This window comes from Streptomyces albireticuli (assembly GCF_021228125.1).
GTDB lineage: Bacteria > Actinomycetota > Actinomycetes > Streptomycetales > Streptomycetaceae > Streptomyces > Streptomyces albireticuli.
Genome location: NZ_JAJQQS010000028.1, coordinates 1 through 12,846, shown reverse-complemented (window position 1 = coordinate 12,846; position 12,846 = coordinate 1). Strand labels below are relative to the sequence as shown.

13 protein-coding genes are annotated in these 12,846 nt (G+C 71.9%); 4 read left to right on the top strand and 9 right to left on the bottom strand.

The window, feature by feature from the left end:
• Positions 1-36: 36 nt before the first annotated feature.
• The 4 genes from LUZ64_RS34080 to LUZ64_RS34065 form a co-directional block, all read right to left on the bottom strand.
• Positions 37-252, bottom strand: coding sequence for an MbtH family protein (locus tag LUZ64_RS34080; protein ID WP_095584427.1), 216 nt, complete (start codon positions 250-252; stop codon positions 37-39).
• A 110-nt stretch (positions 253-362) separates the two neighbouring features.
• Positions 363-1,136 (bottom strand): hypothetical protein, encoded by a 774-nt coding sequence (locus LUZ64_RS34075; protein WP_095584428.1) that lies wholly within the window; start codon positions 1,134-1,136, stop codon positions 363-365.
• Positions 1,137-1,170: 34 nt separating this feature from the next.
• Positions 1,171-1,842 (bottom strand): response regulator transcription factor, encoded by a 672-nt coding sequence (locus LUZ64_RS34070; RefSeq protein WP_087929905.1) that lies wholly within the window; start codon positions 1,840-1,842, stop codon positions 1,171-1,173.
• Positions 1,843-2,334: 492 nt separating this feature from the next.
• A complete protein-coding gene (locus LUZ64_RS34065; RefSeq protein ID WP_095584429.1) occupies positions 2,335-2,550 on the bottom strand; it encodes a hypothetical protein in 216 nt (71 codons plus the stop codon).
• Between the two features lie 359 nt (positions 2,551-2,909).
• On the opposite strand from LUZ64_RS34065, the gene LUZ64_RS34060 reads away from it, so the two are divergent.
• Entirely contained in the window at positions 2,910-4,142 is a 1,233-nt protein-coding gene (locus tag LUZ64_RS34060) for a helix-turn-helix domain-containing protein (RefSeq protein ID WP_095584430.1), read from the top strand.
• Between the two features lie 85 nt (positions 4,143-4,227).
• Here the strand turns inward: LUZ64_RS34060 and LUZ64_RS34055 are convergent, their stop codons facing one another.
• Positions 4,228-4,758: a hypothetical protein gene (locus LUZ64_RS34055; protein WP_095584431.1), complete on the bottom strand. Its 531-nt coding sequence runs from the start codon at positions 4,756-4,758 to the stop codon at positions 4,228-4,230.
• Between the two features lie 250 nt (positions 4,759-5,008).
• Between LUZ64_RS34055 and LUZ64_RS34050 the strand changes: the two genes are divergently transcribed.
• Positions 5,009-5,569 (top strand): hypothetical protein, encoded by a 561-nt coding sequence (locus LUZ64_RS34050; protein ID WP_095584432.1) that lies wholly within the window; start codon positions 5,009-5,011, stop codon positions 5,567-5,569.
• A gap of 162 nt (positions 5,570-5,731) precedes the next feature.
• On the opposite strand, the gene LUZ64_RS34045 is transcribed toward LUZ64_RS34050, so the two are convergent.
• From LUZ64_RS34045 to LUZ64_RS34030, 4 genes are all read right to left on the bottom strand, one after another.
• Positions 5,732-6,646, bottom strand: coding sequence for a LysR family transcriptional regulator (locus tag LUZ64_RS34045; RefSeq protein ID WP_095584433.1), 915 nt, complete (start codon positions 6,644-6,646; stop codon positions 5,732-5,734).
• A gap of 157 nt (positions 6,647-6,803) precedes the next feature.
• Positions 6,804-8,003, bottom strand: a complete 1,200-nt coding sequence (locus LUZ64_RS34040) for a glycine C-acetyltransferase (RefSeq protein WP_095584434.1) — start codon at positions 8,001-8,003, stop codon at positions 6,804-6,806.
• Between the two features lie 149 nt (positions 8,004-8,152).
• Positions 8,153-9,181, bottom strand: coding sequence for an L-threonine 3-dehydrogenase (gene tdh, locus LUZ64_RS34035; RefSeq protein WP_095584435.1), 1,029 nt, complete (start codon positions 9,179-9,181; stop codon positions 8,153-8,155).
• A 295-nt stretch (positions 9,182-9,476) separates the two neighbouring features.
• Positions 9,477-9,932: an Lrp/AsnC family transcriptional regulator gene (locus tag LUZ64_RS34030; RefSeq protein ID WP_095584436.1), complete on the bottom strand. Its 456-nt coding sequence runs from the start codon at positions 9,930-9,932 to the stop codon at positions 9,477-9,479.
• Between the two features lie 140 nt (positions 9,933-10,072).
• Between LUZ64_RS34030 and LUZ64_RS34025 the strand changes: the two genes are divergently transcribed.
• Both LUZ64_RS34025 and aspA read left to right on the top strand, forming a co-directional pair.
• Positions 10,073-11,110, top strand: coding sequence for an asparaginase (locus LUZ64_RS34025; RefSeq protein ID WP_232399037.1), 1,038 nt, complete (start codon positions 10,073-10,075; stop codon positions 11,108-11,110).
• A 61-nt stretch (positions 11,111-11,171) separates the two neighbouring features.
• Positions 11,172-12,608, top strand: a complete 1,437-nt coding sequence (aspA, locus tag LUZ64_RS34020; RefSeq protein ID WP_095578462.1) for an aspartate ammonia-lyase — start codon at positions 11,172-11,174, stop codon at positions 12,606-12,608.
• Positions 12,609-12,846: the final 238 nt, after the last annotated feature.

Genomic DNA, 12,846 nt, shown 5'->3' with positions numbered 1-12,846 from the left:
CCGCGGGAATTCGGATACCGGGGGCCGAGTGCCCGGTCAGGCGGCGTCGGCGGACGCCCGGCGCAGGCTCAGCGGACGCATGTCGAGCCAGATCTCCGCCACGTGGGCGAGGCATTCGGCTTTTCCGCCCTGGAATCCGGTGGGGCGCCAGCCGGCGGGAACGGGATTCCCGGCGGGCCAGATGGAGTACTGCTCCTCGTCGTTGACGACGACGGCGCAGGTGGTGGAATCAGCTTCCTCGGCTGTTGTCATCGCGATTCCCTCTCTGCTGCGGGTATCCGCCTTCCACGGCACGTTTCGCGGAAAAGCTATGTGCCGGGAAGGCGGTACCGCGTCCACGCGGTGATGGATTCCGGGAGGGTTCAGCTGTGGACGCGCAACGCACCGGAGGTAGTCGTGTCGTTGACGGCGGCCCATACGGCGGAGGCGTGGGCGAGGAGCCGTCCGTCCTCGGTGTACAGGGCGGTGGCGTTGACGGCGGTGCGGCCGGCGCGCCTTACCCGCCGGCCCACGACGACGTACGGGTGGCCCAGCCGTGGCCGTTCGGTGATCCGCGCGGTCATCCGGCTGAGCACCATGGGTTCCCTGGCGGGGTCGTCCGTCCAGCCTCCGGGGCAGTCCAGTGCGCCCCAGAGGACGGGTGGTTCGGCGTATCCCTCGTCGTCGGTGACGGAGGGGCCGGGTGTCCACGGGCAGGCCACGGTGCCGGGCAGGCCCGGCACCGGGCCGGGGGTGAGCAGCAGCCCGTCCCCTTCCTCGCGGTCGACGCCGCAGACGAAGCAGGTGCGGAAGGGGTGGCCCGGCTCTCCGGCGAACCGCAGGGACGCCTCGGCCGCCGCCGTGGCGGACACCGGTTCGATCACGGGCGGCTCGCCGGTGTCCGCGGTGACGGTGGCGATCAGCCGGTCGCCGTGCTGGATCCGGGAGCGGCGCCCCCCGGGACGGAACTCCAGGTCCGTGTCGAGCGGTGGCGGGGCGAGCAGGGTGACGGCGACGTCCCGCCCGTGCCGGGCGGCGCCGAGGCCGGCGAAGAGGCCGCAGGCGTAGCCACCGTTCGCGGAGTCGGCCGGGCCGTTGAAGCGGGACGGGACGGTGAAGGTGACGGTGGCGTCGTCGTCGGGGGGCGCTACGGGCATGGGCGGGGTCTCCTGTACGGGTGCGGGGGCGGGCTCAGGCCGCCTCGCGCATGAGGCCGGTCTGGTAGGCGAAGGCGACGAGTTGTGCGCGGTCCTTGAGGTCGAGCTTGTGGCGGATGCGGTGCAGGTGGGTGCGTACGGTGCTGATGCCGATGTACAGCTCCCCCGCCACGTCGTCGATGGACATGCCGCGGCCGATGAGCTGGAGCACCTCGCGCTCGCGCCGGGTCAGTCCGCCGACCTCGGGCCGCTCGTCGGCGCGCGGCGCGGCGCCGCGCTCGCGGAACCAGTCGACGAGGCGGTCGACGAGCTCGGGGCCGAGCACGGTGCGGCCGCGGGCGGCGGTCCGGGTGGCGGCGATCACTTCGTCGCTGGTGGCGTCGCGGTTGACGAGTCCCTTGGCGCCGGCGCACAGCAGGTCGGCGACCATGGCGTCGGTGTAGTCGGAGTGGAAGACGACGGCGTGCGGGGGGTTGTCGCGGGGGTGGTCCTCCACACCGAGGCGGCGGATCAGGTCCAGGGCGGGTTCGAGCTCGGCGAAGCCGATCAGTACGACGTCCGGGCGCTGGGTGCGGGTGAGCACCACCGTCTCCATGGCGCTGTCGGTCGTCGCGACCACGTCGATGTCGGGCAGGGAGCCGAGCAGGGTGCGCAATCCGTCGCGCATGAGGGGGAGCTGGTCACAGATCAGGACTTTGATGGGCACGGTGTTCGATGCTCCTCGCGAATGCCGGCGCGGACCGGCGAAGAAGGTCGGTCGAAGTCCGAGGGAGGGGCGCGACGGGGGCCGCCGCCTTCATCGGCGAAAGGAAATCGGCGAAAGGAATCGACGAAAGGGAAGGGATGCCGGAGGGGTGTCCCGTGGTGGGTGTCCGTACGCGCGGGTACGCGCGGGCCCCCTTCGGGCGCCGCCGTGCGGGCCACCGGAGGGGATGGCTTCGGCGCGGGGCGGTGAGGTGTTCCGGGGTGCCTCGGTATCCGTACCCGTCACGGCGTCCGGCTTGTCGAGGCGCGTCCCGTCATGACGCGTGGGCCCGTCGTGACTTCTCCGCCGGAGCGTCACGGGTACGGGCGGGGCGCGCGGGTCCGCGGGTGTGAGGCCCGCGGAGCCGCGCCGCCGGGGCCCCGCCCCGCCCCCGGCCGAGTCGTCAGGGGAGAGAGGAGTGGGAAGGGCCCGGGAGCGGCCGGCTCACACCGCTCAGGCGGTGGCCGGCGGGTGGACGACGGCCGGTCCGGACTGACCGGGCTGTCCGGAACCGGCCACCGGCCAGTCGATGGCCACGGTGGAACGGCCGGGGCCGGGCCAGTCGATGCCGGGCCCGGCGGGTCCGCTGAGAGCGGCGGCGAGGGCGGCCGCGCCGACGGCCGTGGACACGGCGACGGGCACACGGGCGTACCGCAGGATCTTCTGCACTGCTTCCCCCTGGGATTGTGGAGCATCCAAGAGACGCCCCCGGGATTGCCAGGCTGTCGCCTCCAACCGCCCAGCAAGCTAGTGGATTCCCTGAACGGCAGGCAAGATCTTGCCAAGTCCTTGGCAAGCGAGTTCAATGAATCCCCTCCGTTGACCACGCAACCCCCACCGGGGCATTTCTCAACCCCCCGAACATCAAGGACCGTCGACGCCCTCGATCGGCACCGACCAGGCAGATGGCGTCGACCTGACACCAGGCAACATTTTGTCAAATGTCGGCCGTCGGCTAGCCTGCGATCTCAACGATCGCCGTGGGCCGGGGCCGCGGCCGGTCCGGACCACCGCTGGGGATTGATCACATGCTCGAACAGCCGTCCTTCGGACGACGGCTCAGGCAACTGAGGACCGAGCGCGGCCTGTCCCAGGCGGCGCTCGTCGGTGACGGAATGTCCACCGGCTATCTGTCCCGGCTGGAGTCCGGCGCCCGGCAGCCGACCGAACGAGCCGTCGCCTTCCTGGCCGGACGGCTCGGCGTACGGCCCGCCGACTTCGCGGAACCCAAGGCCGACTCCCTGGCCCAGGCGCTGACCGTCGCGACGTCCGCCGAGACGGACGACGCCATCCTGGAGCTCGCCGGAACCCTGGGCCGGGGCCGCGAAGGGGACCGGGCCCTGCGCTGGCAGGCCCTGTGGCTGCTGGCCAGGACCAAGCACAAGCAGGGCGAACGGGCGGAGGAGCTCGGCCACCTGGAGGAGCTCGTCGAACTCGGTGACGAGCTCGGCCTCCCCGAACTGCGCACCCGCGCCCGCACCAAGCTCGCCCAGTGCCTGCGCTCCATGGGCGACATCACCCGCGCCGGCGAGGCCGCGGCGACCGCGTACCGCATCGCACGCGACAACGCGTCGTCCGTACGCGACACCGCGGGCGCCCTGCTGGCGCTGGTGTCCGTGGAGGCCGAGGCCGGGCGCCTGCCGGACGCGCGGGCCCACGCGGACGAACTGTGCGAACTGACACACGAGTTGACCGGCACCCTACCCATCGAGGCCATGTGGACCGCCTCGACCGTGCGCTTCCGGCAGGGCGACCACACGACCGCCCGCGAGCTGCTCGAAACGGCCCTGGATCGCATGAGCAGCCACGACGACCTCCTGCTGTGGATGCGCCTGCGGCTCGCCGCGGCCTCCCTCTACCTCCAGCTCACCCCGCCCGCCACGGAGGCGGCCCGCGAACGCCTGGAGGAGGTCGAGCCCGTGCTCGGCCTGATCGGCACCGCCCTGCGCTGCCAGGAACTGGGCACCCTCCAGGCCCACCTCGCCTTCCACGAGGGCCGCTTCGAGGACGCGCGCGCCCTGCACGACACCCTCCAGGGCACACAGCTGCGCCTGACCTTCCGCGACCGCATCAAACTGGACGTCCTGTACAACCGCCTCCTCGCCCACGAGGGCCGCGTCGACGAGGCCGCGGAGAACCTCCGCGCACTGGGCGACCGGACCCACCCGGGATCCAACATCGACCTGGCGGCGGAGATCTGGCGCGTCCTGGCGGAAATCCTCTCCGCGGACCGGCAGCCGTCAGCGGGGAGCGGGGCCTGAGGGCGCGGGGTGACGCTTCATCGGCCCGTACCGGACCGCTTTCGCGGGTCCGACACGGGCCGGTGAACCGTCGGCGCGTGCGGTGTCAGACGAAGCAGCCGGGTGTTTCTTCGAAACCCGCGCAGTGCCACCTGCCCCACCAGTAGCATCCTTCGCCGCTGACCTTCAGGCATTTCCTGTCGCCGTAAATGCCCACGGTGAGCTTGCCCCAGACCACTCCGAAGCTCTTCTCCCAGCTGACGCTGTGCATCTTGGAGTTGAGGTTGAAGCCCTCCGACCAGATGACCTTGCCGGAGAGCTTGATTCCCACTTCCGCGCGCGCCACCCAGTCCTCGCCGCCGGAGAACTCGATGCCCCCGTACACACTGAGAGGGCCGATGACGGTGATCTCCCAGGGGTCCCACTTGCCGACCGCGCCGGAGAGGCTCCGGGTGACCTGCGGAAGTTCCACCCCCCGGTCCTCGAATTTCTGGGCTTCCGCGATGTAGTGCCGCTTCAGCTCCTCGGCCGTCGTATCGGGTTCGCCGCCCGACTTCCGTTCGTTGACGGCCCGGGCCAGTTCCTCCCAGACTCCTGGGTCGATCCCTTGCAGTCCTGCCGAGGGGTCCGTCGCCATACCCCTTCATCTCCTCGTTCCGGACCACGTCGCCCGGGGCGCGTGGTGCGCACCTATGACCTCGGGGGTCATGGCCGTGAGCCTGGGCGGCAGACGGCTTTATCATCCGCCTGCCCGACCCGCACGCACCGACCCTCGTTATCCCCCGATTCACGACAAAGGATGAAGATTCACTTGTCCGCCCGAGCCGTATCACCCTTCGGTACCCAGCGGTAATCTGTGCGCCCGCCCGCAGCGAGGAGAGTGCGACGTGCGCGTTGCCGAGAGCCGCTCGAATCCGTTCGCCGAGCACGAGAGGACCCGCGCCGCGCTGCGGGCCGCTCTCCCGCGCCTGACCCGGCTGCTGCGCGACGTGCCTGACCTCGGGGCGCCCTCGGGGGTGCCGGTGTGGACGGTGGGGGACGTCGGTGCGCATGTGGGCACCGTCTACCTCGCGTACTGCTCCGCCTTCACCCATGAGTTAGAAGAATGGGACGGCGTCCTGCCGCCCGGCGACGGCCCGTTCATCGAGCGGATCACGCGCGTGAACGCCGAGTCGATCGGCCTGTTCGACGCCGACGGGCGCAGGAACCTCGCCGTGCGAGGCGGGCCCCGCCTGGCCGTCGTCATCGGCGACGGCACCGCCACGGTGACCCGCGACGCGCCGCCCCGGAGCTACGACTGCCGGATCTCGGCGGCGCCGGCCGCGTTCCTCCTCGTCGCGTTCCGGCGCACGCCGCTCTGGAAAGTGATCGCGCGCGGCGGGATCCGGGCGGGCGGCCGCAAGCCCTGGCTCGCGCCGCGCCTCAGCCGGCTCGTCGCCGGCCCCTGACCACCCGCCGGCGGGCCGTCCGGGCGGCCGGATGAGCCGCCCGCGGTCCGACGGACAGAGCGATTCCGTGGTGTCGACGTGGCACGTCGAAAGTTCCAGCGTGGGGGAACATCCTCCTCATCGAGGAATGCGCTCCGTCCACGGAAGGGCGAACGGTGAGCTTCAGTCCGTGGGTAGGCGACCGGCCGCTTCCTTGAGGGCGTCGAGGACCGGCCGGATGAGGGGGTGCTCCTCGGAGCCCCGGCGGACCGCGGCGAAGACACGGCGCGTGGCGGTCCGGCCTTCGACGGGACGGACGACCGTGTCCTTGAGCTCGATGCCGCGCAGGGCCGAGCGGGGTACGAGAGCCACGCCCGCCCCCGCGCCGGCCAGGGCGACCACGGCGCGGAAGTCGTCGGAGGAGTGCGCCAAGCGGGGCTGGAACCCGGCGAGTTCGCAGGCCAGGACCATGACGTCATGGCACGGGTTGCCGGGGTAAGGGCCCACCCAGTCGCTGTCGGCGAGGGCCTCCAGGCGGATGTGGGGTTCCCCCGCGAGGGGATGGGAGGCGCGCAGGACGGCGTCGAAGGGTTCGGCGTAGAGGGGGACCCGGGCCAGGCGCTGGTCGTCCTCGCGGGGCGCCCCGCGGTATTCGACGGCGAGGGCCACGTCGGCCCCGCCGTCGAGGACCAGGCGCAGGCTCTCGTCGCCCTCGGCGTCCCGCACGCGCAGGCGGATGCCGGGGTGGCGGTCGGCGAGGAGGGTGACGACCGGCGCCAGCACCTCGGCGATACCGGTGGCGAAGGCGGCGACGGTGAGCTCGCCGGCGGCGCCCCCGGCGTACGCGGCCAGTTCCGCCTCTGCGCGTTCCAGCTGGGCGAGGACCTCGTGCGCGTGGGTGAGGAGGATCTCACCGGGCGCTGTCAGACGTACGCCGCGGCCGCTGCGGGTCAGCAGGGCGTGGCCGGTCTCCTGTTCCAGCGCCGCGAGCTGCTGGGAGACGGCCGAGGGGGTCAGGTACAGGGCCGCGGCCGCGGCGGTCACCGTGCGGTGGTCCGCCACGGCACGCAGGATGCGCAGCCGTCGGGGGTCGATCACCCGGCCATTTTGCCAGCAATCACGCAGGCCGGCGGCCGCGCCGGAACAGGTGCGCACAGCGCGCCGGACCCGTCCCCGGGCCGAACCCTGACCCGGGAACGGGTCCGTACACGGTCGTGGTCCCGGGCGCGGAGCGCCGCGCCTGGGACCACCCACGTCAGCCCTTGAGGGCTTCGCGGGCGTCGACGAACGCGGCCACGGCCCGCTCGACGTCGGCCGTGGAGTGCGCCGCGGAGAGCTGGACGCGGATACGGGCGGCACCCATGGGGACGACGGGGTACGAGAAGCCGATGACGTACACCCCGCGCTCCAGGAGGAGTTCGGCCATCCGGGCGGCCTCGGCGGCGTCGCCGATCATGACGGGGGCGATGGCGTGGTCGCCCGGCAGGATCTCGAAGCCCGCCTCGGCCATCTTGGTACGGAAGAGCGCCGTGTTGGCGTTCAGGCGGTCGCGCAGGTCCCCGGCGGACTCCAGGAGGTCGAGGACCTTCAGGGAGGCGGCCGCGATGACGGGCGCGAGGGAGTTGGAGAAGAGGTACGGGCGCGAGCGCTGGCGCAGCAGGGCGACGATCTCGGCGCGGGCGGCGACGTAGCCGCCGGAGGCGCCGCCGAGGGCCTTGCCGAGGGTGCCGGTGATGATGTCGACGCGGTCCATGACGCCGTGCAGCTCGGGGGTGCCGCGGCCACCGGGGCCGACGAAGCCGACGGCGTGGGAGTCGTCGACCATCACCATGGCGTCGTAGCGGTCGGCGAGGTCGCAGATCTCGCGCAGCGGGGCGACGTAGCCGTCCATGGAGAAGACGCCGTCGGTGACGATCAGCTTGCGGCGCGCGCCGCCCTCGTCGGCCGCCTGGAGCTGCTTCTCGAGGTCGGTCAGGTCGCGGTTGGCGTAGCGGAAGCGGCGGGCCTTGGAGAGGCGGATACCGTCGATGATGCTGGCGTGGTTGAGGGCGTCGGAGATGACGGCGTCCTCGGCGCCGAGCAGGGTCTCGAAGACACCGCCGTTGGCGTCGAAGCAGGAGGAGTAGAGGATCGTGTCCTCCTGGCCGAGGAAGGCCGACAGGCGGGCCTCGAGCTCCTTGTGGACGTCCTGCGTGCCGCAGATGAAGCGGACGGAGGCCAGACCGTAGCCCCAGCGGTCGAGGGCTTCCTTGGCGGCGCCGATGATCTCGGGGTGGTCGGCGAGACCGAGGTAGTTGTTGGCGCAGAAGTTCAGCACCTCGCCGGGGGCGCCGCCGGCCGTGACGTTGACGGAGGCGCTCTGCGGGGTGCCGATGACGCGCTCGGGCTTGAAGAGGCCTGCCTCGCGGATCTCGTCGAGGGTGGCGCGGAGGTCGTCACGGACGGACGTGTACATGCGGGGGCTCCTTTGAGGAGGAAGGAAGTGGGGCGGCGGTGCCGCCGGCCGGCCGACTGACGGGCTGCCGGCCGGCGGCCCGGTGAACCGGGCGGGGCTCTGAAAGCCCTGCCGGTGCCGCTGGCGCCGCTGGTCAGGCGGTCAGGCGGTCAGGCGGTCCAGTCGAGGATGATCTTGCCACTGCGCGCGGTAGCGGCCTCGTCGAAGGCCTTGTCGAAGTCCTTGTAGGAGTACCTGCCGGTGATCACGGGGCTGAGGTCGAGGCCGCTCTCGAGGAGGACGGTCATCGCGTACCACGTCTCGTACATCTCACGGCCGTAGATGCCCTTGACGGTGATCATCGAGGTGACGATCTTCGCCCAGTCGACGGGGAACTCCTGGGCCGGCAGGCCCAGCATCGCGATCCGGCCACCGTGCGTCATGTTGTCGATCATGTCGCGCATGGCCTCGGGACGGCCGGACATCTCCAGGCCGATGTCGAAGCCCTCGCGCAGGCCCAGCTCGCGCTGGGCATCGGCGATCTTCGCCTCGGCGACATTGAGGGCGATGGTCGCGCCGGCCTTGCGGGCCAGCTCCAGGCGGGGCTCGCTGACATCGGTGATGACGACGTTACGAGCGCCGGCGTGGCGGGCCACGGCCACCGCCATGATGCCGATCGGGCCCGCGCCCGTGATCAGGACGTCCTCGCCGACCAGCGGGAAGGACAGGGCCGTGTGGACGGCGTTGCCGAACGGGTCGAAGATCGCGGCGACGTCGAGGTCGACGTGCGTGCGGTGCACCCAGACGTTGGAGGCGGGCAGGGCGACGTACTCGGCGAACGCGCCGTCACGGCCCACACCGAGGCCGACCGTGCTGCGGCAGAGGTGACGGCGGCCGGCCAGACAGTTGCGGCACTTCCCGCACACCAGGTGGCCCTCGCCGCTGACCAGGTCGCCGACCGCGATGTCACGGACGTCCGCGCCCACGGCCGCGACCTCGCCGACGAACTCGTGACCGAGGATCCGCGGGGTGCTGACCGCGCCCTGCGCCCAGCCGTCCCAGGAGCGGATGTGCAGGTCGGTGCCGCAGATTCCGGTACGCAGCACCTTGATCAGGACGTCGTCGGGGCCGGTCTCGGGCTCGGGAACGTCCATGAGCCACAGCCCGGGCTCGGCCTTGTGCTTGACGAGTGCCTTCATGAATGCCGCTCCAGGCGTGGTGGGGCGCTGACCGGGTACGGCGGCGCCGACGGGTTGCCGCCAGGGCGGACGGCCGCCGTGGTGATCCTTTGCGCGCACCAATGTGCCCAATTCACGGCCCTCAAGTCCATCGAGGTTTTCTTAAGCGCGGCAACAGCGGAGCTTCACACGGGGAGGATGAACAGGGCTTTCTCCCCGTGACGGACGCGGACGGATGCACACGGAAGCGGTACGGGCGGCAAGGCGGCGGCCCCGGCTCGCGGTACGGAGCGGTACGGCCAGGAGGCCCTTCGACTCACGGTCCGACCGGAAGGCCCTTCGACTGCTTGACGCGCTTCATGACGATCTGCGAGTTCACCTCGGTGATCCCGGACAGCGCGGTGAGCCGCTCGATCCACAGCCGCTCGTACGCGGTGAGGTCGGCGACCGCGATGCGGAGCATGCAGCCGGGGCTGCCGAAGAGGCGGTACGCCTCGATGACGTCGGGGATGTCCTGGAGGGCGGCCTCGAACGCCTCCACCGCCTCGCGGTCGCGCTTGACCTCGACGGAGACGAGGACCTCGAAGCCCCGGCCGACGGCCTCGGGGTCGACGATCGCCCGATAGCCCTGGATCACGCCGTCCTGCTCGAGCTGACGGACGCGGCGCATGCACGGGGAGGAGGTCAGACCGACCCGGTGGGCGAGTTCCTGGATGGTCAGGCGGCCGTCGTTCTGGAGCTCACGCAAGATATTTCTGTCAATGCTGTCCACCGCGCGATTATCCACCACATATCGGCGCGATCGCGCTCCGATCAGCGATCCAATTGCGCGCGATTCATCCTATTCTTCCCCTGCCTGGCCGCCACTCCCCCGTGGACGGCCGTATTGATCTCGGGAAAGGGCGGGCAGACGTGGGACAGGTCGTCGTCATCAGCACGGGCGGAACGATCGCCAGCCGCTGGCAGGGGTCGGGGTTCGCCGCCGACGCGCGCGGCGGGGACGTGCTGGCCACGGCCGCGGTGCCCGAGGGCGTCCGGGTGCGGGTCGTCGACCTGATGAGCGTGAACAGCGCCCGGCTCACCACCCGCGACCAGCTCGCCCTGCTGCGCACCGTGCACGAGGTGCTGGCCGATCCCGGCGTCGACGGCATCGTGGTCACGCACGGCACGGACACCCTGGAGGAATCGGCCTTCCTGCTCGACCTCCACCACGACGATCCCCGCCCGGTCGTCCTCACCGGCGCCCAGCTCCCGCTCGAAGCGGTGGACGGCGACGGCCCGCGCAATCTCCACGACGCCCTGCTGGCGGCGGGCTCGCCCGAGCTGCGCGGCTATGGCGTCCTGGTCGCCTTCGACGGGCGGATACACGCCGCCCGCGGCACGATCAAGGTGCAGACCCTGGCGGCCGACGCGTTCGCGGACCCGTCCGGCAGCCCCGTCGCCGACGTCGAGGACGGCCGCGTCCTCGTCCGGCGGCGGCCCGAGCGCCCGGCGCCGCTGCCCCTGCCGGCCGACGCCGGTGCCCTCCCCCGGGTCGACGTCGTCACGCACCACTGCGACGCGGACCCGCTGCTGCTGAACGCCGCGGTCGGGGCCGGCGCCCAGGGCATCGTCCTGGTCGCGACGGGCGCGGGCAACGCTACTCCCGAGGTCGTCGACGCCGTCGCGGCGGCGGTCTCGCGCGGCGTGCTCGTCGCCCTCACCACCCGCGTCCCCGCCGGGGCGGTCGCCGAGATCTACACCCAGGGCGGCGCCGTGGACCTCGCGGCCGCCGGAGCCGTGCTGACCGGCACCCTCCGCGCGGGCCAGGCCCGTATCGCCGTACTCGCCGCCGCCCTCACCGCCCCCGGCGCGGACGGCACGGACGGCACGGACGAGACGGACCGGCGGACGCGCGTGCTGCGCGACCTCGTCGGCGCCCCCGCCGTCAGCGTGCCCGCCGCCGCCTGAACGCCCTCCCCCGCCCCGCCCGCCGCCTGAACGCCCCCACTCAACCCGATCGGATCCCCCCATGTCGGCCTCCGTCCCCGGCCCCACCCGCTCCGAGCACGACCTCCTCGGCGACCGCGACGTCCCCGCCGCCGCGTACTACGGCGTCCACACCCTGCGCGCCGTGGAGAACTTCCCCATCACCGGGACGCCCATCTCCGCCTACCCCGACCTGGTGACCGCCCTCGCGGCGGTCAAGCAGGCCGCCGCCCTCGCCAACCGCGACCTCGGCCTGCTGGACGGCCCCAAGGTGGACGCGATCGTGGGGGCCTGCGAGGAGATCCGTGCCGGGCGGTGGCACGACCAGTTCGTCGTGGACGTCATCCAGGGCGGCGCCGGCACCTCCACCAACATGAACGCCAACGAGGTCGTCGCCAACCGGGCGCTCGAACTCCTCGGCCACGACAAGGGCGACTACAAGCACCTCCACCCGCTGGAGGACGTCAACGCCGGGCAGAGCACCAACGACGTCTACCCGACGGCCGTCCGCCTCGCGCTCCAGCTCGCCGCCGTCCGCCTGCTGGAGGCCATGGAGGTACTGCGCGAGGCGTTCGCCGCCAAGGCGCTGGAGTTCGCGGACGTCCTCAAGATGGGCCGCACCCAGCTCCAGGACGCCGTGCCCATGACGCTGGGCCAGGAGTTCGCCGCCTACGCCGTCATGCTGGACGAGGACCGGGCGCGCCTGGCCGAGGCGTGCGCGCTGCTCCGCGAGATCAACCTGGGCGGCACCGCGATCGGCACCGGCCTCAACGCCCACCCCGCGTACCCGGAGCTCGCCTGCCGCCACCTCGGCTCGCTCACCGGCATCCCGGTCACCGTCGCCGGTGACCTGGTGGAGGCCACGCAGGACATGGGCGCGTTCGTCCAGCTCTCCGGCGTGCTGAAGCGGATCGCCGTCAAGCTCTCCAAGACCTGCAACGACCTGCGGCTGCTGTCCTGCGGTCCGCGTGCCGGGCTCGCCGAGATCAACCTGCCGCCGGTCCAGGCGGGTTCGAGCATCATGCCCGGCAAGGTGAACCCGGTGATCCCGGAGGTCGTCAACCAGATCGCCTTCGAGGTCATCGGCAACGACGTGACCGTCACGTTCGCCGCCGAGGGCGGGCAGTTGCAGCTCAACGCCTTCGAGCCGGTCATCGCCCACAGCCTCCTCAAGAGCCTCACCCACCTCCGGGCCGGCTGTCTGACCCTGGCCGAGCGCTGTGTCACCGGCATCACCGCCAACCGCGAGCACCTGGCCCACCTCGTGGCCCGGTCCATCGGCCTGGCCACCGCGCTCAACCCGCACATCGGCTACGAGCAGGCCACCGCCGTCGCCCAGGAGGCGCTCACCACGGGTGCCTCGGTGCACGACCTCGTGCTGGCCAAGGGCCTGCTCACCCAGGAGCGGCTCCAGGAGATCCTCCACCCGGACAACCTCGCCCGCCCCCACGGCCGGGCCGCCGCGGCCGTCGACGCCTGACCGGCCTCGTCGGCGCATCGGCACATCAGCCCATCAGCAGTGCGGGACCGCCGGATCCAGCGGATCCGGCGGTCCCGCGCCACTCAGCGACACAGGAAAGAAGAAGTTCTCCCATGGCAACGGCGCCAAGCGTCTCGTACTCGATGACGGTCCGGCTGGAGGTTCCCGCGAGCGGGACCTCGGTCGGTCAGATCACCACGGCCGTGGAGTCCTCCGGCGGATCCGTGACCGGCCTGGA